Origin of the sequence: Frankia sp. Allo2, from assembly GCF_000733325.1 — a bacterium.
In the GTDB taxonomy this organism is placed as follows: domain Bacteria; phylum Actinomycetota; class Actinomycetes; order Frankiales; family Frankiaceae; genus Frankia; species Frankia casuarinae.
In genome coordinates, this window is record NZ_JPHT01000022.1 from 26581 (window position 1) to 47382 (window position 20802).

Annotated in this window: 15 protein-coding genes; 6 read left to right on the forward strand and 9 right to left on the reverse strand. The window is 69.7% G+C overall.

The window, feature by feature from the left end; genetic code table 11:
* Positions 1-747: 747 nt before the first annotated feature.
* From ALLO2_RS14950 to ALLO2_RS14960, 3 genes are all read right to left on the reverse strand, one after another.
* A complete protein-coding gene (locus ALLO2_RS14950; protein ID WP_011438051.1) occupies positions 748-1425 on the reverse strand; it encodes a tellurium resistance protein TerA in 678 nt (225 codons plus the stop codon).
* A gap of 164 nt (positions 1426-1589) precedes the next feature.
* Positions 1590-2762: a DUF475 domain-containing protein gene (locus ALLO2_RS14955; protein WP_011438052.1), complete on the reverse strand. Its 1173-nt coding sequence runs from the start codon at positions 2760-2762 to the stop codon at positions 1590-1592.
* Positions 2763-3182: 420 nt separating this feature from the next.
* Positions 3183-3758 carry a TerD family protein gene (locus ALLO2_RS14960; protein ID WP_035732835.1) on the reverse strand — a complete coding sequence of 192 codons (576 nt, stop codon included), beginning with the start codon at positions 3756-3758 and terminating at the stop codon, positions 3183-3185.
* A 769-nt stretch (positions 3759-4527) separates the two neighbouring features.
* Between ALLO2_RS14960 and ALLO2_RS14965 the strand changes: the two genes are divergently transcribed.
* The 4 genes from ALLO2_RS14965 (at position 4528) to glgB (ending at position 12389) form a co-directional block, all read left to right on the forward strand.
* Complete coding sequence (locus tag ALLO2_RS14965) at positions 4528-6546, forward strand: alpha-1,4-glucan--maltose-1-phosphate maltosyltransferase (protein ID WP_011438054.1); 2019 nt, start codon at positions 4528-4530, stop codon at positions 6544-6546.
* Positions 6547-6605: 59 nt separating this feature from the next.
* On the forward strand, positions 6606-8270 hold the full coding sequence (gene treS, locus ALLO2_RS14970; RefSeq protein WP_049761123.1) for a maltose alpha-D-glucosyltransferase: 1665 nt from the start codon (positions 6606-6608) through the stop codon (positions 8268-8270).
* 186 nt (positions 8271-8456) lie between these two features.
* A complete protein-coding gene (locus ALLO2_RS14975; protein WP_035732839.1) occupies positions 8457-9827 on the forward strand; it encodes an aminoglycoside phosphotransferase in 1371 nt (456 codons plus the stop codon).
* 123 nt (positions 9828-9950) lie between these two features.
* Positions 9951-12389: a 1,4-alpha-glucan branching protein GlgB gene (gene glgB / locus ALLO2_RS14980; RefSeq protein WP_035732841.1), complete on the forward strand. Its 2439-nt coding sequence runs from the start codon at positions 9951-9953 to the stop codon at positions 12387-12389.
* A gap of 165 nt (positions 12390-12554) precedes the next feature.
* Here the strand turns inward: glgB and ALLO2_RS14985 are convergent, their stop codons facing one another.
* Together ALLO2_RS14985 and ALLO2_RS14990 are read right to left on the reverse strand one after the other, a co-directional pair.
* Complete coding sequence (locus tag ALLO2_RS14985; RefSeq protein WP_051875293.1) at positions 12555-13544, reverse strand: tetratricopeptide repeat protein; 990 nt, start codon at positions 13542-13544, stop codon at positions 12555-12557.
* A gap of 148 nt (positions 13545-13692) precedes the next feature.
* Positions 13693-14016 (reverse strand): MTH1187 family thiamine-binding protein, encoded by a 324-nt coding sequence (locus ALLO2_RS14990; protein ID WP_011438060.1) that lies wholly within the window; start codon positions 14014-14016, stop codon positions 13693-13695.
* 227 nt (positions 14017-14243) lie between these two features.
* Between ALLO2_RS14990 and ALLO2_RS14995 the strand changes: the two genes are divergently transcribed.
* Complete coding sequence (locus tag ALLO2_RS14995; RefSeq protein ID WP_011438061.1) at positions 14244-15776, forward strand: HAMP domain-containing sensor histidine kinase; 1533 nt, start codon at positions 14244-14246, stop codon at positions 15774-15776.
* Here ALLO2_RS14995 and ALLO2_RS15000 read toward each other — a convergent pair.
* The 4 genes from ALLO2_RS15000 to ALLO2_RS15015 form a co-directional block, all read right to left on the reverse strand.
* Entirely contained in the window at positions 15726-16256 is a 531-nt protein-coding gene (locus ALLO2_RS15000) for a cupin domain-containing protein (protein WP_011438062.1), read from the reverse strand. The genes ALLO2_RS14995 and ALLO2_RS15000 overlap by 51 nt on opposite strands.
* 26 nt (positions 16257-16282) lie before the next feature.
* Complete coding sequence (locus ALLO2_RS15005) at positions 16283-17467, reverse strand: acetyl-CoA C-acetyltransferase (RefSeq protein ID WP_011438063.1); 1185 nt, start codon at positions 17465-17467, stop codon at positions 16283-16285.
* A gap of 230 nt (positions 17468-17697) precedes the next feature.
* Positions 17698-18690, reverse strand: a complete 993-nt coding sequence (locus ALLO2_RS15010; RefSeq protein WP_023841098.1) for a VCBS repeat-containing protein — start codon at positions 18688-18690, stop codon at positions 17698-17700.
* The gene (locus ALLO2_RS15015; protein ID WP_011438065.1) at positions 18687-19244 is read right to left on the reverse strand and encodes a SigE family RNA polymerase sigma factor; all 558 of its coding nucleotides are present in this window, start codon (positions 19242-19244) and stop codon (positions 18687-18689) included. Before ALLO2_RS15015 ends, ALLO2_RS15010 begins: the two co-directional genes overlap by 4 nt.
* Positions 19245-19416: 172 nt before the next feature.
* Between ALLO2_RS15015 and ccrA the strand changes: the two genes are divergently transcribed.
* A complete protein-coding gene (ccrA, locus tag ALLO2_RS15020) occupies positions 19417-20766 on the forward strand; it encodes a crotonyl-CoA carboxylase/reductase (protein ID WP_035732873.1) in 1350 nt (449 codons plus the stop codon).
* Positions 20767-20802: the final 36 nt, after the last annotated feature.

Sequence of the window (20802 nt, forward strand, 5' to 3'; positions counted from 1 at the left end):
CGGTCCGGCGTGCTCGGCGCGCTCGGATGCCACGGCCGACTCCGGCTCGTCGGGCCGGACCTCGTCGGGCCGGACCTCATCAGGCCAGACCTCATCAGGCCAGACCTCATCAGGCCGGACCTCATCAGGCCGGACCTCATCAGGCCGGATGTCCTCAGGGCCACCCGCCCCGCGGTCCCCGGCCTCGGGACCGGTCTCGCGCCACTCAGCCTCCGGCAGGTCATCGGCCTCGCGCGGATCGGTCGCCTCGTACGCGGGCGCGCCCCGAGAGCCCGCGACGGAGCGGTGCTCCTCCCGCGCCCCATNCCCCGANCCGGCATGGNCCCCGTAGCCACTCGACCCGCCGTGGCTTGGCTGCGAGGGGGACCATGCCGGGGCGTTCCGTCCCGGGAACCGGTCCTCTCTCGGCGGATGGGCGTCCACCGGAACCTGCCCTCTCCGGCCCTGTTCCCAGCCGGCCGCCCGCGAAGGACCGGCGTACGCCGGGTCGGCCTGGCCCGGATCGGCGCCGGTCACCGGCCCGCCGCGATCATCGGCGGAGTATCGTCCGGGCCGCTCCCGGCCTCGCCCGGAAGCCGGGTCACGATCAGGATGAGATCGGTGCCCGGGGTGGGCCCGCTGGTCGCAGCTCGCACGGTCGGCGCGCGCCTGCTCGGGCGAGGGCTCGCGACGTGGCTGGAACATCGAGTATCGATCCTCCTCGCCGACGGGCGGCGGGACCGGATGGCTCATCGCGGACTACCGGCGTCACTTGCGGCCGGCAGTCCAGTTCAGGCCCCAGCCGTAGGCCTCGTCGAGCTCGCGGTGACCGCTGACGTAGCGGACCTCCCGGCTGACCTTGAAGTCGTTGCCGGTGTTGGTCAGCAGGGCGATGGCGCACATCCGGGCGCCACCGGCCTGCTCGTCCAGCCGGACCTCGATCGGGGCACCCTGCGCCGGAGTCAGGGTGACCACCGCGTCGGCCTGGTCGAACGAGGCCACCCCCTCGTAGATGAAGGCGAACACGAGGATGCGGCGGATCTGGGAGATGGCGGCGAGGTTCACGTACAGGTTCTCGCCACCGACCGCGGCGCCCGTGCGGTCGTCCGCGTCGAGGTTGATGAAGGGGGGATCCGTGAAGGAGCCGAACGCATCACCCAAGGCCTGGACCACACCCGCACGGCCGTCGGAGAGCTCGAACAACGCGGCGAGGTCGAGATCAATGCCGCCGCCCGCGGCGCCCAGCACCCGCTTGAGGAAGCCGCCCTTCTGCTGGCCGCCGCCCGGCTGCTGGTTCCAGTTGAGGTTCACGTGCAGCCGCCCGCCACCACCCTGCTTGCTCAGCGAGACGGTCGGCGCGGATTTCGTCAGTGTCACCTTGCTCAGCGAGACCGGGCCGGAACCGGCCGCCGGTGTGGCGGGACGTTTGCTGTAGTCGATGCCCATGATCCGCTCCCTCGCGGTAGCTGGGTGTCATCCATGATCAGGTGATCATCGCCTGGCAGGATCGGACGCCAGTACCCGACGATGTCACATCCGCGGCGGCGCTCTCCAGACCGGCCACCCAGGCCCGGTGCGCCGGCCGGCTGTCGCCGCCCGGCGCACGGCCGCTACATCGGGGCGCCGACGGCCTCTCGTGGCTGCCCCGGGCCGCCCTCGTCCTCGCCCGGGACGGACCCGGCACCCGCCAAACCGCGCTCGGCGGACCGGTGGCGGATGGAGGACAGCAGCGACAGACCGATGAAGGCCACCCCGATGAGACCGGTGACGATCTCCGGAACCTCGGTCTCGATCGAGATGGCCAGGATGATGGCCAGCGCCCCGATCGCATAGTGGGCACCGTGCTCGAGGTAGATGTACTCGCCGAGAGTGCCCCGCCGGACCAGGTAGACGGTCAGGGACCGGATGTACATCGCGCCGATCCCGAGACCGGCCGCGATGACGAAGATGTTCTGGGAGATCGCGAAGGCGCCGACGACTCCGTCGAACGAGAACGACGCGTCGATGACCTCGAGGTAGAGGAAGAGGAACGCGGCGGCCTTGCCGGTGGCGAGCACCAACTTCGGCGGGCCGCCGGTACCGTTCGACCGGACCGGGGCCAAGCCTGCCGACTCGGCGACGGAATCGTCGTCATCGTCCTCGGCGCCCACACCGCGGGCCTCGAAGAACTCGCCGAGTCCCCGCACGCCCAGATAGGTCGCGAGCCCCGCCACCCCGGAGAGCAGCACCTGCTGCTGGTGGTCGCCGGCGAAGGCCTGGCCGACCACCAGCAGGGCGATGAGCCCAAGCACGATCGGAACCACATCGAGCTGGCCCGCCCTGCGCAGCGGCTCCTCCAGCTTCTTGATCCACTGGATCTCCCGTTCGGGGTCGAACAGGAAGTCCAGGAACAGCATGAACAGGAAGATCCCGCCGAACGCGGCGATGGCCGGATGCGCGTCACCCAGTTTCTCCGCGTACCGGGCACCGTCGTTCAGCGCCAGGTCGAAGACCTCGAGCGGACCGAGATGCGCGGTCAGCGCCACGATGGCGATCGGGAAGATCAGACGCATGCCAAACACCGCGATCAGGATGCCGAGCGTCAGGAAGATCCTCTGCCAGAACTGGCTCATCCGGCCGAGGATCGTCGCGTTGATGACGGCGTTGTCGAAGGACAAACTGATCTCGAGCACCGCGAGGATCGCGACGAGCGCCGCGTTCCTGGGGCCACCGATCACCCCCGCCGCGGCCACCCCGATAACGGTGATCGCCAAGGACCATCCGAAGATTCGCAAGGCGTGCACGCCTACCAACACCCTCCCGGACCGGTCGCCAGACCCCGGCCGCGCCGCGCGGGCGGATCCGCGGTCCGTCGGATCCCGCATCGCTCAAGCATCGCCGGAGACCGCGTCGTCCCGCGGCCTGCTGGCCCGGTGCGGCGGTCGTCGGCATCGTAACTGCTCGTCTGGTGGGCACGACCTGACAAAAGTGCTACACCCGATGTGTATCGCTCTACCTGTACATGTCACCCACACACGACCGGACCCATAGCATCTGGTCATTACCGCGCCGGCCGGCGCGGTCGGACCCAGTGACCCGGTCGGACCCGGTCGGACCCAGTGACCCGGTCAGACCCAGTGACCCGGTCAGACCCAGTGACCCGGTCGGACCCGGTCGCCTGACCGAGCCCGACTGCGCATCCGGGGTTCAGACGTATCCGGGGTTCAGACGTTGACGCCGAAGTCGCGCGCGATCCCGGCCAGACCCGAGGCGTAGCCCTGTCCGACGGCTCGGAACTTCCAGTCCGCGCCGTGCCGGTAGACCTCGCCGAACACCATGGCCGTCTCGGTGGAGGCGTCCTCGGTGAGGTCATAGCGGGNGATCTCGCTGCCGCCGGCGCCGTTGACGATCCGGATGAAGGCGTTGCGGACCTGGCCGAAGTTCTGCTGCCGCGAGTCCGCGTCATAGATCGAAACCGGGAAGACGATCTTGTCAATCTCCGCCGGCAGGGATGTGAGGTTCACCGTGATGGCCTCGTCGTCGCCCTCACCCTCGCCGGTCAGGTTGTCGCCCTGGTGCTCGATCGCACCGTCGGGGCTCTTGAGGTTGTTGAAGAAGACGAAGTGCCCGTCCGACACGACCTTGCCGTCGGCCCGGCACGCGATGGCGCTCGCGTCCAGGTCGAAGTCCGCGCCGGTTGTGCTCCGAACGTCCCAGCCGAGCCCGACCAGGATGTTGGTGAGTCCGGGCGCCTCCTTGGTCAGCGACACGTTGCCGCCCTTGCTGAGGCTGACTCCCACTGCTCCTCCTGCTGTGCGTTGTTCGAAAGGGCTGCCGTTCAGATGTTGCTGCCGTTCAGATGTTGCTGCCGTTCAGATGTTGCTGCCGTTCAGATGTTGCTGCCGTTCAGATGTTGCTGCCGTTCAGATGTTTCGGGGGCCGCTCGAGCGGCCCCCGCGGAAGCCGGCGACCCGGGGCGAGGTGCGCCCCGGGTGTCCCCGGGTGTCCCCGGGTGTCCCCGGGCGCCGGCAGCCTACTGCGCGGCGTGAACGCCACAGTGACTCTCCGCCCACGAAGGCCACGTGGCCGGAGTACTGTGCCCTGCGGGACGAACGAGTGGGCCACGAGGTTCCCGCAGCCGGTGCCACACCGCCCCGTAGCCGCGCCGGCTGCGCCCGAATCGTCCCGGTGCCNCCCGCCCGCCACGATCGGGCCACCCCTTTACGCGCCGGCAACCGCGGCGGAACACCACCCGAGCCACCCCGACCCCATCACACAACATCACCACAATGATTCCGGAATGCGCCGGGCGTCCGCCGCCGGGACCCCGGTGACGCTCCGACCTCGACCCCGCACCCGGAGCACCGCAACAGAGGAGGTTCGGACGTTCGACAGGGCCGCAACTGGGGAACATTGCCTTCAGCGCGGGCCATCCGGGCGGGACGGACCGACCCATCCCAACGACAACAATCGCCCATGCGATGGTCGCGGGCAGTTCACACAGAGGTGTCGCCAATCGCCACGTACAGGGCGGACCATTGAGGTGTGGTTCGTCTGGATAAGGTCGTCATGATGATCGGACGTTCAGTAGGCCGGGTTGTCGTCTCCGATGTGACACCGACCGTCTCGTGTGGCCAGTGGCCGGCGCGGGCGGTCGCGGGCGAAATTCTCACCGTCGGTGCAACGGTGTTCCGCGAGGGTCATGACCTCATCGGCGCGAACGTCGTGCTGTCAGGTCCCGACGGGCAGGGAACTCCGTTCATCCGGATGCGCTCCGCCGGCCCCGGTACCGACCGTTATGAGGCGGAGATCACCGCCGGGACCGAAGGCCTGTGGGGATATCGGGTCGAGGCGTGGGCCGATCCGGTCGCCACCTGGCGGCACGGTATTGCCCTCAAGGTCGGCGCGGGCCAGAGCACGGACGAACTCGCGGTGGACTTCGAGGACGGTGCGCGCCTGCTGCTGCGGGCCCTGCCCGCAGTCCCCGAACCGCGCCGGGCGGAGATCGCTCTCGCCGTGGCCGCGCTGCGCGACGACGACTGCACCGACCCCCGCGACCGGATCGCCGCGGCCCTCGATCCCCAGCTGGTGAGCCTGCTGGACGCCTGTCCGCTGCGCGAACTGGTGACCCGCTCACCGCTGTACCGGCTGTGGGTGGATCGTCGGCGCGCCCTCTACGGCAGCTGGTACGAGATGTTCCCGCGCTCGGAGGGCGCGAGCCTCGACCCGCCCCGGTCCGGGACCTTCCTCACCGCGGCCGAACGCCTGCCCGCGGTCGCGGCGATGGGCTTCGACGTGGTGTACCTGCCGCCGATCCATCCGATCGGCGAGGTCAACCGCAAGGGTCCCAACAACACCCTCACCCCCGGTCCGACGGACCCCGGCTCGCCGTGGGCCATCGGCAGCGAACACGGCGGCCACGACGCCGTGCATCCCGACCTCGGCACGATCGACGACTTCGACCTGTTCGTCGCCCGGGCACGCTCGCTGGGCATGGAGATCGCGCTGGACCTCGCCCTGCAGTGCGCGCCGGACCATCCATGGGCGAAGCATCACCCGGAGTGGTTCGTCGTGCGTAGTGACGGCTCCATCGCCTACGCGGAGAATCCGCCGAAGAAGTACCAGGACATCTATCCGCTGAACTTCGACGCCGACCCGACCGGGCTCTATCAGGAGATCCTGCGCGTCGTCCGGTACTGGACTGCACACGGAGTACGAATCTTCCGTGTCGATAATCCGCATACAAAGCCCGTCGAGTTCTGGGAATGGCTCATCGCCCAGGTGAAGTCGACCGAACCAGATGTGCTCTTCCTCGCGGAGGCATTCACCCGGCCGGCGATGATGCACACGCTCGCCAAGGTCGGTTTCACCCAGTCATATACCTATTTCACCTGGCGCAACACGAAGTGGGAGCTCGAGAAGTACGCGCGCGAACTGGTGTCGGCCGCGCACTACATGCGGCCGAACTTCTTCGTCAACACCCCGGACATCCTGCCGGAGTACCTGCAGCACGGCGGCCCGGCGGCGTTCCGGATCCGGGCGGTGCTCGCTGCGACGCTGTCACCGACCTGGGGCGTCTACTCCGGGTACGAGTTGCGCGAGAACACCCCGGTCCGACCGGGCAGCGAGGAGTACCTGGACTCCGAGAAGTACCAGTACCGGCCACGCGACTGGGCCGCGGCGGAGCGTGCGGGCCAGTCGCTCGCGCCGTACCTGACCAGACTCAACCAGATCCGCCGTGCCCACCCCGCCCTGCAGTGGTTGCGCAACCTGCACTTCCACCATGCCGACGGGGACGAGATCATGGTCTTCTCCAAGCGGGTGGACTCCCTGCGGGCGGACGGCACGGATCCCGGGGACACGGCCGCCGCCGACACCGTGCTCATCGTCGTCAACCTCGACCCGCACGCTCCCCGGGAGACCACCGTGCGGCTCGACATGCCGGCCCTCGGCCTCGGCTGGGAAGACTCCTTCGAGGTCACCGATGAGATCACTGGTGCCACCTACGCGTGGGGCAAGCAGAACTACGTGCGGCTGGACCCGGCGGTCGAGCCCGCGCACGTCTTCGCTGTGCGGGCCCGGTCGTGATGGATTCTGAGCCTCTCAGCGAACCGATCGGCGACCACNCCCCCGGCCCGGCCCCCGCCATGCCGGTCGGGGGGACTTTACGCGACCCACACTGGTTCAAGCGAGCCGTGTTCTACGAGGTGCTCATCCGCGGCTTCGCGGACTCCAACGGCGACGGCACGGGGGACATTCGCGGCCTGATCTCCAGGCTCGACTACCTGGAGTGGCTCGGTGTCGACTGTCTGTGGCTGCTACCGATCTACTCCTCGCCGTTGCGTGACGGCGGCTACGACATCAGTGACTACTTTCAGATCCTGCCGGAATTCGGTGACCTCGGCGACTTCGTTAGCCTGGTTGACGAGGCCCACCGCCGGGGCATCCGGATCATCGCGGATCTGGTGATGAACCACACCTCGGACGCCCATCCCTGGTTCCAGGCGTCCCGCTCCGACCCCGACGGGCCGTTCGGGGACTTCTACGTCTGGTCCGACAGCGACGAGCTGTACCCGGACGCCCGGATCATCTTCGTGGACACCGAGAAGTCGAACTGGTCGTGGGATCCGGTCCGCGGTCAGTACTACTGGCACCGTTTCTTCTCCCACCAGCCCGACCTGAACTATGACAACCCCGAGGTCCAGGAGGCGATGCTGGAGGTTCTGCGCTTCTGGCTCGATCTCGGCATCGACGGGTTCCGGCTCGACGCGGTCCCCTACCTCTATGTCCGGGAGAACACCAACGGCGAGAACCTGCCGGAGACCCACGAGTACCTCAAGCGGGTCCGCAAGGAGGTCGACGCCAAGTACGCCGACCGGGTGCTGCTCGCCGAGGCAAACCAGTGGCCCTCCGACGTCGTCGAGTACTTCGGCAACGACGACGAGTGCCACATGGCGTTCCACTTCCCGTTGATGCCGCGCATCTTCATGGCGGTCCGGCGGGAGTCCCGCTACCCAATCTCGGAAATTCTTGCTCAGACACCCCAGATCCCGCCGAACTGCCAGTGGGGCATCTTCCTGCGCAACCACGACGAGCTGACGCTCGAAATGGTGACCGACGAGGAACGGGACTACATGTGGGCCGAATACGCGAAAGATCCGCGTATGAAAGCCAACATCGGCATTCGTCGCCGGCTGGCGCCGCTGCTGGACAACAGCCGTGACCAGATGGAGCTGTTCACCGCGCTCCTGCTCTCGCTGCCCGGCTCGCCAGTGCTGTACTACGGCGACGAGATCGGGATGGGCGACAACATCTACCTGGGCGACCGGGACAGCGTCCGGACTCCGATGCAGTGGTCACCGGATCGTAACGCCGGTTTCTCCACCGCGGACCCGGCCCGACTGTACCTTCCCCTGATCATGGATCCGGTCTACGGTTATCAGGCCCTGAACGTCGAGGCCGGACAGCGCATGCCGACCTCGTTCCTGGCCTGGACCAAGCGGATGATCGAGGTACGCAAGCGTCATCCGGTCTTCGGGCTCGGCGACTACACCGAGCTCGGCGCGTCCAATCCCTCGATCTTCGCCTTCGTCCGCGAGTTCGGCGACGACCGGGTCCTGTGCGTCGCGAATCTGTCCCGCTTCGCCCAGCCGGTGGAGCTCGATCTGCGTCGTTTCGAGGGAATGGTTCCGGTGGAGCTGCTCGGCCGGGTGCACTTCCCGCCGATCGGCGAGCTTCCCTACCTGCTGACACTGCCAGGTCACGGACATTACTGGTTCGCGGTGACCAGACCGGGGGAATTCACCCCCTAGCCGCGTTGGGCGGACCGGGGCAACGGAGGCCGTCGGGGCGGTCGGGCAAGGAACAGCCAAGGAGCACTGGAACCGCCTGAACGACGTGCGGCCCGGCCCGGGTCGGGCAAAAGGCTGCTATGGAGGCAGTGGACGTTAGGTTAGCTGGCATAATGATCGTTGAGGACGGGCACCGGGAGGTCGATGATGGGTGACCACCACGCGGAACTGACCGGCCTGTTGCGCGAGTGGCTCCCCCGGCAGCGCTGGTTCGCCGGGAAGGGCAGATCCGGGGGCGGCCTGCGGATCCGTCACGACGTCATGGTCTTCGAACCGCTACGGCTGCTCGTCGTTGACGTCGACTACGACCACGGTCCGTCGGACCATTACCAGGTTCCGGTGGTCATCCGCTCGGACGCGCCCTTCGGCCACGAGGGCTTCCTGATCGGCGAGAGTGCCGGCGGCCTGGTCTACGACGGCCTGCACGACCCCGATGGCAGCTCGGCCCTGCTGAGTTTCCTCCGCCGGTCGACACACCGCGACGGCCTCGTCGCCGAGGCGCTGGAACCACTGGACATCCTGCCCGCCCACGCCGTCGGCGCCGAGCAGTCCAACACCTCGATCGTCTACGGCGACGCCTACATCCTCAAGGTGTTCCGGCGGCTCTGGCCGGGCGTCAACCCCGATCTGGAGGTGACCCGGGCGCTGGCGGAGGCGGGCAGCACACACGTGGCCCGCCCCGTCGCCTGGTACTCCGGCCGTGTCGACGGGACACCGACCACCTTCGGATTCCTCCAGGAGTACCTGCGCAGCGGTACCGAGGGCTGGCGACTGGCGCTGGCCAGCGTGCGCGACCTGTACGCCGAGGCCGACCTGCACGCCGACGAGGTCGGCGGCGACTTCGCCGCGGAGGCCGAGCGGCTGGGTACCGCCACCGCCGAGGTGCACGCCGACCTCGCCCGGACGCTGCCGACGAGGCCCGCGACCGCCGATGCCCTGCGCTCCCTGGTGACCTACCTGCATGGCCGGCTGGATGCGGCGGTCGAGGCCGTCGCCGAGCTGCGTCCCTTCGAGGCGGCGATCCGCAAGAGCTACGACGAGGTGACGGGGGCGTCGGCGCAGGCCGTCCATCCCCGGCCCTTCCAACGGCTACACNGCGATCTGCACCTGGGTCAGGTCCTGCGGGTCGACTCGGGCTGGGTGCTGTTCGACTTCGAGGGGGAGCCAGTCCGCCCGGTCGCCGACCGTGTGGGGCTGGAATCGCCGCTGCGCGACGTCGCCGGGATGCTGCGCTCGTTCGACTACGCGGCCCGGTCGATGCTGCTCGAACGCGGTGACGAGCCGTCGTTGGCCTACCGCGCCCAGGAGTGGGCAGATCGCAACCGGGAGGCGTTCTGCCGGGGCTACGGTGCCGCGGCCGGCCGCGATCCTCGTGCGGATGCCGTGGTGCTGCGTGCGTTCGAGCTCGACAAGGCCGTGTACGAGATCCTGTACGAGGCCCGCCACCGACCGGGGTGGATCGGGATCCCGCTGTCCTCGGTGGAACGACTGACCCGGTCCAGCCCGTCGGCGGGGTAAGCCACGGCCCGGCCCGGGCCGTGGCGGCCGCCCGGCAGCGGTGCCGGCACCCGGACGCGGATCAGCCAGAAGACCCGACAGAAGACCCGAAAAATCACCGCGCAGAGAGGCAGGGGTGTCCCAGTGAACAACGGCGACGTCAACAACGGCACGGCGCGGACGGGACGCCTGGCCACCGGGCTCGCCCCCGACCGACCGAACCCCCGAGGGGCGGCCACCGCCGTCCGCAACGGCGGTGGCCGGGNGGCGCTGGCGGACCGCGACGCATCGTCCGCCAGCGCCCAGCCTGGACAGACCGCCGACGATCCCGCCGTGCCATCGGCCCCACCATCGGCCCCACCATCGGCCCTGCCCGCAGACCCGCCCGCGGTTGCGCCCGCGGTCTCGGTCGACCTGCCCTACGACGACCTGGAGCGGTTGGTCAGCGGGGCGCATCACGACCCGCACGCGCTGCTCGGGGCGCACCCGCATCCCGGGAGCGACGCCACGGTCGTCCGGGTGCTGCGCCCCGATGCGAGGGCCGTGACCGTCCTCGTCGGGCCGGCCCGCTACCCGGCCACCCGGCTGCACAGCGGCGGGGTGTTCGGAGTGGCCGTGCCGGGAATGCTGCCCGACTACCGCATCGAGGTGACCTACCCGGACGGCCCGTACCTCATCGACGACCCCTACCGGCACCTGCCCACCCTCGGTGAGATGGACCTCCATCTGATCATCGAGGGCCGGCACGAACAGCTCTGGAAGGTGCTCGGGGCGCATCCGCGCGCGCTGACGACGCCGGGCGGCGCCACAGTCACCGGGGTCAGCTTCGCCGTGTGGGCCCCCTCCGCGCGGGGAGTGCGGCTCGTCGGCGATTTCGACTTCTGGGACGGGCGTGCCTTCCCGATGCGCTCGCTCGGCCGCTCCGGGATCTGGGAGCTGTTCGTCCCCGGCGCCGGCACCGGCGCCCGGTACAAGTACGAGATCCTCGGCTTCGACGGGATCTGGCGGCAGAAGGCGGATCCGCTGGCGTTCCACACCGAGGTGCCGCCGGCCACCGCGAGCGTGGTGTTCGCCTCCGACTTCACCTGGAACGACGGCGCGTGGCTCGACCGGCGGGCCCGGACGGCCTGGCGCACCGAGCCGGTGAGCGTCTACGAGGTCCACCTGGGCTCCTGGCGGCGCGGGTTGTCCTATCGGGAGCTCGCTGAGGAACTGACCGCGTACGTCGTCGAGAACGGCTTCACCCACGTGGAGATGCTGCCCGTGGCCGAGCATCCCTTCGGCGGCTCCTGGGGCTACCAGGTGTCGGCCTACTACGCCCCGACGGCCCGCTTCGGCAGCCCCGACGAGTTCCGCCACCTTGTGGACACGCTGCACCGCGCCGGCATCGGGGTGATCGTCGACTGGGTGCCGGCGCACTTCCCCCGGGACACCTGGGCGCTGGGCCGCTTCGACGGCACCCCCCTGTACGAACATCCCGATCCACGCCGCGGTGAACAGCCCGACTGGGGTACCTACGTCTTCGATCTGGGCCGCCCCGAGGTACGCAACTTCCTCGTGGCAAACGCCCTGTACTGGTTCGAGGAATTCCACATCGACGGGCTACGCGTCGACGCGGTCGCCTCGATGCTGTACCTCGACTACTCCCGGCCGGAGGGCGGCTGGCTGCCCAACATCCACGGCGGCCGGGAAAACCTCGACGCCGTCTCGTTCCTGCAGGAGNCCAACGCCNCCGTCTACCGCCGTTTCCCGGGCGCAATGATGATCGCGGAGGAGTCGACCGCGTGGCCCGGGGTCACCCGCCCCACCCACCTCGGCGGCCTGGGCTTCGGCTTCAAATGGAACATGGGGTGGATGCACGACACCCTCGACTACAACTCCCGGCTGCCGATCCACCGCATGTACCACCACCATCAGATGACCTTTTCGATGGTGTACGCCTACTCGGAGAACTTCATCCTGCCGTTCAGCCACGACGAGGTGGTCCACGGCAAAGGTTCACTGCTACGCAAGATGCCCGGCGACCGCTGGGCACAGCTCGCGAACCTGCGGGCGCTGCTCGCCTACATGTGGGCGCATCCCGGCAAGAAGCTGCTCTTCATGGGCTGCGAGTTCGCCCAGGACAACGAGTGGAACGAGTCCGCGTCCCTCGAATGGCCCCTGCTGGACGATCCCGCCCACGCCGGTGTCGCGGACCTCGTGCGCGACCTGAACGGTCTCTACCGGACGGTCCCGGCCCTGTACCAACACGACGCCGACCCGGCGGGCTTCTCCTGGATCGACGCGAACGACGCGGAGAACAACGTCTTCTCGTTCCTGCGGTGGTCGGGCGAGGACCCGGCGGGCGGCGTGCTGGCCTGCGTCACCAACTTCGCCGGCATCGGGCACGAGGGCTACCGCATCGGGCTGCCGTTCCCCGGCCGCTGGCGCGAGATACTCAACACCGACGGGTACCGCTACGGCGGCGGCAACATCGGCAATCTCGGCTCGGTCCAGGCTGTCGAGGAGCCGCATCACGGTCTCGACGCCTCAGCAACCCTGACGCTGCCGCCTCTCGGGGCCATCTGGCTCTCCCCCGCCTAGTGCCTTCCCCCGCACGGCGGCTTCGCCGCAGTGCGGGGACCCCTGGCCCAGGGCGCCGTACGGGGCCTCCGTCAGCTCGCCTTCAGCCGGTGAATGTGGGGATCTGAGCACGGTCCGCGGTCCCTGGACCGTGCACTGGCTCCCCACAACTCGACTGCCGCGTCCTCAGAAGAGAGCGGCTGCCAGGGAGCGTCGAGCCGGGGCCACCGCGGGCTCCTCGTCACCCAACGCCTGGAACAGCCCGACGAGGTGCGCTCGGACCCTTTCCCGCTCCGGTCCCGCCGTCCGGCGGACGACCTCGACGAGACCAGCGAGGGCCCCGGCCACGTCTCCCTGCGCGATGCCCAGGTCGGCCGCGGCAACCGCGGCCTCGACGTCGTCCGGATTCGCCACCAGCCGGTTGCGGACGTCCACCGGATCGTACCCATGCACCCGGCGCAGCAGTTCGGCCCGCGCGAGCCCGGTCAGGGCCTCGGGATCCGCGGGCGCCTCGGTGAGCCGGATGCGGTAGGACTCGACCGCGGTGTCGAAGTCGCCACGGGCAAGCGCCGCCTCGGCCGCCGCCACATGTGGGTCACGGGCGGGGCCGCCCGCGGCTGCCGCGCCCGGGACTGCGCCCATCGCCTCGCCGACCAGGGAGAGCAGCTGATCGAGCCAGCTCCGCACCTCCCGTTCGGGCACGGCGCCGGTGAACTCTCCGATGANNNNCCCGCCGATCACCGCCTTCACCGCGGGGATGCCCTGCACGTCGGCGGCCTGCGCGAGGCCCGGGTTCGCGTCGACGTCGATCTTGGCGAGGATCCACCGGCCGCCGTCCGCCGCGGCGAGCTTCTCCAGGATCGGGCTGAGCTGCTTGCACGGGCCGCACCAGGAGGCCCAGAAGTCCAGCACTACGGGAACCTGCATCGACCGGCTGACCACGTCGGTGGCGAAGCTCGCCTCGGTGACGTCGATGACCACGGGCCCGGCTGGCGCGCCGGGACGGGCGTCCGGCGCGGCCGTGGCGGCGCTGCTGGCGGGGGGNGGCGGGGNCGCCGGCTTGGGGTCGAGCGGGACGGCGCCGGCGAGGCGCAGACCGCCGAGGCTTTCGGGCAGACGTCCCGCGCCTCCCGCACCGCGCGGCGATCTGGATGGGACTGGTGGCCTACGTTGCATGCCTCCATCGTGGCATCTGGTCGCGGTCAGTGGGCTCGGCACCGGACGACTTTTCCGGTCCTCATGTCCGCCTCGCCCGGGGTCGGACACAGACGCCCAATCCGGGCCGGCGGGCCGCGGGCCGCGGGCCGTTGCCCGCCGGCCGCGGTCAACGATCAGTGGCGTCCGCGCCGGTCTCGCCCCCGGCCAGCAACCGGTCGATCGCGGCGACCTTCGTGTGCAGAGCGTCGGTGACTCCCGGGCGAAGATCGGCCTTCAGCACCAGACTCACCCGGCCAGCACGGGCCGAGACCGCCTCGGTGGCCCGGCGGACGACGTCCATCACCTCGTCCCACTCGCCTTCGATCGTGGTGAACATGGCGGTCGTCTCATGGGGCAGCCCACTGGCCCGCACTATCCGGACCGCCTCGGCGACCAGATCCGCGACCCCCTCGCCCTGACCGATGGGCGTGACACTGAAGGCAACAAGCATGCGGTCAGACTTATCACGACAGTCCGCTCACCGCGCATCGAACAACGCAGGGCCACTACCCTGCNACGCCGACGCACCGAGGTCGTCGGTAAGCTATTTGCATGTCACGAAACGTCGCCAGAAAACCGGCCGGCGATCCAGTTGAGCAAACCCGGAACAACGGTCTCTGACGGTACGCCCTACCATTGCCCGCCGTGGGGTGGAAGAAGACGGATAATGAGGCGTAGGTGGGGTCACGCATCTTGCTCGACGCGCTGACGGACCTGGCTGTGGTCGTCGGCACGGATGGTCGTGTCACCGACATGGGTGCCGCCGCCCGTGCCTTCCTCGGTGACCGGGTTCCCCGCGTCCCCCATCTGCGCGATCTTGTCGACGTCGTCGATCCCGCGTTCCGCCTCGCTCTCGGTGAGGCGGTGACGGCCGCGCTGGGGCGGACCGGGCAGTGGCGTGGCTCGGTGGGACTCGTCGACCTGGCCGGGGCCACCGTGCCCCATCACGTGACGGTCCGGGTCGACCCGGAGGGCGGGCTGGTCGTCGTCGCTCGGGACACCAGCGACCAGCGCGCCCGCGAGGTCGCCGAGAACGAGTCACGGGCCAAGGACGAACTGATCGCCCGGCTCGGCCACGAACTGCGGACCCCGCTGAACGCCATGCTGGGCTTCGCGCAGCTGCTGGAACTCGAACCGCTCACCCCCGACCTCCACGACGACGTCGAGCGGATCATCACCGGTGGCCGCCACATGCAGGCGTTGATCGATGACGTGCTGGACCTGGCCAGGCTCCGCGCGGGCCGGGGGGACATCAACAAGGGGCCGGTCAACGTCCTCGACATCGTCCAGGGCGTGGTGGAGCTCGTCGAACCGCTCGCGGCGCAGCGCAGCATCCGGCGGGTGATCCATCCGGCGCTGCCGCTCGTCGCCGACGCGGACCGCCGCCGCCTGTGGCAGGTCCTGCTCAACCTTGTCGGTAACGCGCTGAAGTACGGCCGGGAGGGCGGCAGCGTGCGCGTCGGCATCGTGCCCATCACCGGCTCGCGGATCCGTATCGAGGTCGAGGACGACGGCGCGGGGCTCTCCCCCCGGGCGATCGACCGACTGTTCCGGCCCTTCGAGCGCCTCGGCGCCGAGCGCAGCGGAATCGAGGGCAGCGGGCTGGGCCTCGCGCTGTCCCACGCCCTGGTCACGGCGATGGGCGGGGTGCTTACCGTCGCCAGCCGGTACGGCGTGGGAAGCGTGTTCGCCGTCGTGCTCGACGCGGTCGACCTGCGTTTCGAGGATCTCGATGATGACAGCGGGTTCGTGGGCAGTTACGGTGGCCTCCCAGGTCGCTCCGGCGAGTCCGGCACGGTCACCCTCGGCCGTCCTCCCACACCCGGCGGCCTGCGGGTCGTGCACGTCAGTGGCGATCCCGCCCTGCGTTCCCTGGTCGCCGAGACCCTCACCGATTTCCTGGCTGCGGACACCGTGACCGTTCCCCGCGCCGGTCTCGCCCTCGACGCGGTGCGGGGGGCCCGGCCGGCGTTCATCCTGCTCGACCGGGACCTGCCCGACACGACCGCGGCCGAGCTGCTCGCCCAGCTCGCGGCGGACCCGACCGCCGGCGTCATCCCGGCCCTGGTCCTCAGCGAGGACACCGACCCCCGCGAGCGGGCGTACCTGCGCCGAGCCGGCGCCGTGGACGTCCTGAAGATCCCGCTGGATCCCGGCGCCCTAGTCGCCGCGGCAGCCGCGCTCACCACCGCGATGACCGCCCCGAGCTGACCTGACCGGGCCGCCCCGAACGGCGCCTGATGCGGGGAAGAGCTCGAAGTCCAGAAAGTCGAAGCCAGGCGCCACCACGCAGCCGACCAGGACGTGCTGTCCATCGCGCGGGACCGCGGTCTGCCATTCGCCGGCCGGCACGACGAGCTGCGGCGCTTGGCCCGCGGCCAGATCGGGCCCGAGGATCCGCCGGTCGGCGGCGACCGGCGCCCGGCCCGGCCCGCCGAGAGTGAGATCGAGGGCCCCGCCGCCCTGCCAGAGCCAGATCTCGGCCGAGGCCACCCGATGCCAGCCGGACACCTCTCCCGGACGCAGCAGGAACAGGATGGACGTCATGACGGGGCGCCTGCCGCCATGTGCGTCGATCTGGTCGGGACTGGCCCAGGTCCGGCGGTACCAGCCGCCCTCGGGATGTTCTTCGAGACCAAGCTCCCGCACCAGGTCGTCGGCCAGCGTCGCGGGGTCGTCGATGCGGGTCATCGCGGGAGCCTCCCCGAGGCCTGCCGTCACGCCGGAACGCGCAGCACCAAGGCGTCTCCCTGGCCGCCGCCGCCGCAGAGACCGGCGGCCCCGATCCCGCCGCCGCGGCGCTTCAGCTCGTTGGCCAGGGTCAGGGCGATCCGGGCACCGGAGGCTCCGACGGGGTGACCGATCGCGATCGCGCCGCCGTTGACGTTGGTGATCTCCGGGCCGATCCCGAGGTCGCGCATGGACTGGATCGCGACCGCGGCGAAGGCCTCGTTGATCTCGACGAGGTCGAGATCGGCCGGGGTGAGCCGCTCCTTGGCCAGCGCCGCGAGGATGGCGCGCGAGGGCTGGGACTGCAGGGAGGTGTCCGGACCGGCCACGAAGCCGTGGTGACCGACCTCCGCGAGGATCGGCAGGCCGAGCTGTTCGGCCTTCGCCCGGCTCGCCACGATGACGGCGGCGGCGCCGTCGGAGATCGGCGACGACGAACCCGCGGTGATCGTGCCGTTGCCGTCGAAGGCCGGCCGCAGCTTCGCGAGCACCTCGACGGTGGTGTCGGGACGCACGCTCTCGTCCTGGTTGACGACCAGCGGCTCGCCGCGGCGCTGCGGCACCGCGACCGGGACGATCTCGTCGTCGAACAGCCCGTTCTTGGTGGCGGCGGCGGCCCGCTGATGCGACTGGGCGCCGAACTCGTCCTGCTCGGCCCGGCCGATGCCAAGCCCCGCGTTGTACCGCTCGGTGCTCGCCCCCATCGCGATCTGGTCGAAGGCGCAGAACAGCGCGTCGTGCTCGGTGGCGTCGAGCAGCTCGGCCCGGCCGTACTTCACCCCGGAGCGCAGCGAGCGCAGCAGGTGCGGGCCGCCGGTCATGGACTCCATCCCACCGGCGACGACGAGGTCGAACTCCCCGCTGGAGATGTACGTGTCGGCCAGGGCGATCGCGTCGAGGCCGGACAGGCAGACCTTGTTGATCGTGATGGCGGGCACCGACAGCGGGATGCCGGCGGCGACCGCCGCCTGCCGGGCGGTGATCTGACCCGCACCGGCCTGGATCACATGCCCCATGATCACATAATCGACCGCGTCGCCGGACAGGCCGGCCCGCGCGAGNGCACCCGAGATCGCGATGCCACCGAGATCCGTCGCGGTGAAGCTCTTCAGCCCGCCCGACAGTTTCCCGAACGGTGTCCGCACTCCGGCCACGATCACGGAACCAGGCATGGATGCCTCCTCATCTCCAGGAAGATCTTCGGACCGGGACGGCGCCGGCATGCGGCATGCGGCATGCGGTGACGTCGTCTCGTGGCGACGGCCTCGAGAACGGCCGTTGCTGATATAATAGCCTGGTCACGTCTGAGATTCCCGGCCGCGATTCTGGCCTCTCAGGGACAAGCGCACCCAGCCGGACCGGCGGGACGGCCAGGAGAAGCGGACCGTCCTGACAGGGACCGTCAGGACAGCTGGCCGCAGGCTGCCACGAACGGCGAGGTGGCCGGGTCCGCCGGCAGGCGTACCTGGTCGGACCGGCTGTCTTGGGCGGCCAGGCCCTCCGGGGTCAGCGCCAGGATGGTCGTGGCCACGGTGAACAGCGAACCGTCGGTCGAGGTCCCGCTGTTGATCCGCAGGGCCCGGTCCATGCAGCGGAACCCGGCGCCGACGTTGCCCTGAACTCCGGCGGCGAGGGTGAGCTGAGCCGGCAGGGAGACGGAGGCCAGCGTGTCGAGACTGGCGTAGCGCACCAGCGCGTAGTTGTCCATCCCGCTCCTCGACGTGGTCTGCACCAGGATCTCGCCGAACCCGTTGGCGTCGATGTCGACGACCGTGTAGTGCAGGGGCACCACGATCGCGCCCAGGTCGACCTGCCCGACAGTTCCGTCCCGGGAGAACACGACCTCGAGTTTGCTCCCGGTCGCCCGCACCTGGTCGGAACGGCCGTCGCCGTCGACGTCGCCCGCCACCGCCGGCTTCACGACGGCCGTCGGCAGCTGAGGGCTGTCCTGGGTCACCGTCGTCGGACTGGCTGACGAACCGGCCGTGACGGGCGGGGAGGACACGCTGGTGCTCGGGAGGGCGGTCGGCGGGGTAGTCGCCGACCAGGTCGCCGCTCCCCCTCCGGACCCACCGCCGGCCCTGGCAGAACGGCCGGTGCCGCCGGTCGAGGGCGCGACGGGTGTCCGGCTCGGCCCCGTCACGGGTGCGGTCACGAGCGGCGGGACGGCTGGCTCGACGAGCTCGTTGCTCGACGGAGGGGGCCGCAGCGCCACCACGGCGAGCCCGATGAGCGCGGCCATGACCATCCCGGCCGCCGTCATCAGCGGCAGACGCCACCGGCGCCGACGGTCGATCCCGGCACGGATCTGCCGGTAAGCGTCCGGCGAGGGCCGGATGGGCTCCACCGCCTCGGTGAGCAGGCGGGCGAGCTCCTCCGGTTCCAGACCACTCACCGCAGGCCCTCCAGCTTGCCGCTCAACGCCGACAGCCCCCGGGAGGTGTACGCCTTGACGGAACCGACACTGCAGCCCATCACCGCCGCGGCGTCCGCCTCGGACATGTCGGCGTAGTACCGCAGCACCACCGCCTCCCGCTGCCGGCGGGGCAGCTCGCGCAGCGCCTGGATGACCGCCGCCCGTTCGACGAGGGAGTAGGCGCCCTCCTCGGCGCTCGCGGCGTCGGGCATCGGCTTGGGAGCGTGTTTGAGAGCGACGAGTCGACGACGCAGTGTCGAACGTGCGAGGTTGACGACGGTCTGCCTGAGGTAGGCCAAGGCCTTGTCCCGGTCCTGGAGCCGCCCCCAGGCCGCGTGGACGCGGATGTAGGCGTCCTGCACAACCTCCTCGCAGAGGCCGAGATCGTCAAGTAGTAACGCTGCAAGACGAACCAATGACCGATAGTGTTCGGAATACAACGCGGTCAGGGCGGCATCGGCGTCCCGCGCGACATCGCTACGGGCGGCGTCGCTCCGTGCAGGCACGGGCCGCCACCCTTCCACGACAGTCATGGGCGCGATCACACCCAGTTGGACGCGTACCGAGCACTCGAAGTTGTCCCAAAAGTTCTATCGCGTCGCGCACGAAACAGACAGCCTCCACATCCCGCGACCCCGCCTCCCACCTATGGGTAACATCTGCCGTCTATCCGCCACCAGCACCAGCGTCCTACGGAGGCCGACCGTGAAGGACATTCTCGAAGCGATCATTGCCCAGAGCCCTCCGTCGCCCGCCCGGCGGGCGGAGTTCGCATCCCTCCCGGTCCCCGAGTCCTACCGCGCCGTGGTCGTGCGCCGGGACGAAATCGGGATGTTCGAGGGCATGCCGNCCCGGGANAAGGNCCCCCGCCGCTCCCTGCACGTAGACGACGTGCCGACCCCCGAGCTCGGTCCCGGCGAAGCCCTCATCGCGGTCATGGCCTCCTCCGTGAACTACAACACGGTCTGGACGTCGATCTTCGAGCCGATCCACACCTTCAACTTCCTCGAGCGCTACGGCCGAACCTCTCCGCTTGCATCCCGTCACAACCAGCCTTACCACGTTGTCGGCTCGGATCTGGCCGGAGTTGTGCTACGGACAGGGCCTGGCGTACAGGCCTGGTCCCCCGGGGACGAGGTCGTCGCCCACTGTCTGTCCGTGGAACTTGAGCGTCCCGACGGCCACAACGACACGATGCTGGATCCCGAGCAACGAATCTGGGGATTTGAGACGAATTTTGGCGGACTCGCCGAGCTCGCCCTGGTCAAGACCAACCAGCTCATGCCGAAACCCGCGCACCTGACCTGGGAGGAGGCGGCCGCACCCGGTCTGGTCAACTCGACCGCGTACCGCCAGCTGGTCTCGGTCAACGGCGCGAACATGAAGCAGGGCGACGTCGTTCTCGTCTGGGGCGCGTCCGGGGGCCTGGGCTCCTACGCCACCCAACTCGTGCTACGCGGCGGGGCCATCCCGGTCTGCATCGTCTCCTCGCCGGAAAAAGCCGACATATGCCGCTCCCTCGGCGCAGAGCTGATCATCGACCGCGCCGCCGAGGCCTATCAGTTCTGGAGTGACGAACACACCCAGAACCCCCGGGAATGGCAGCGGTTCGGCAAGCGCATCCGCGAGCTCACCGGCGGCGACGACCCCGACATCGTCCTCGAACACCCGGGCCGGGAAACCTTCGGCGCCTCCGTCTATGTGACCCGCCGCGGCGGAACTATCGCCACCTGCGCCTCCACCAGCGGTTTCCAGCACGAGTACGACAACCGGTACCTGTGGATGAATCTCAAGCGCATCGTCGGCTCGCACTTCGCCAACTACCGGGAGGCCTGGGAAGCCAACCGACTCATCATGCGCGGGATGATCCATCCGACCCTGTCCCGGGTCTACCCGCTTACCGAAACGGGGCAGGCCGCCTACGACGTGCACCGCAACCTCCACCAAGGGAAGGTGGGCGTGCTGTGTCTCGCCCCGGCCGAGGGGCTGGGTGTCCGCGACGAGGCACTCCGCTCCCGCCACCTGACCGCAATCAACCGGTTCCGCGGCGTATAAACCCGGAAATCGGCCAGGTCGACAGCCGGCTCCCCT

What these genes read in the sequence shown, in the direction of transcription:
- ALLO2_RS14965 (WP_011438054.1), top strand. Translation starts at nt 4,528, where the DNA reads ATGATGATCGGACGTTCAGTAGGCCGGGTTGTCGTCTCCGATGTGACA.
- ALLO2_RS14990 (WP_011438060.1), bottom strand. Translation starts at nt 14,016, where the DNA reads ATGCTTGTTGCCTTCAGTGTCACGCCCATCGGTCAGGGCGAGGGGGTC.
- treS (WP_049761123.1), top strand. Translation starts at nt 6,606, where the DNA reads ATGCCGGTCGGGGGGACTTTACGCGACCCACACTGGTTCAAGCGAGCC.
- ALLO2_RS14950 (WP_011438051.1), bottom strand. Translation starts at nt 1,425, where the DNA reads ATGGGCATCGACTACAGCAAACGTCCCGCCACACCGGCGGCCGGTTCC.
- ALLO2_RS15000 (WP_011438062.1), bottom strand. Translation starts at nt 16,256, where the DNA reads ATGACCCGCATCGACGACCCCGCGACGCTGGCCGACGACCTGGTGCGG.
- ALLO2_RS15015 (WP_011438065.1), bottom strand. Translation starts at nt 19,244, where the DNA reads ATGACTGTCGTGGAAGGGTGGCGGCCCGTGCCTGCACGGAGCGACGCC.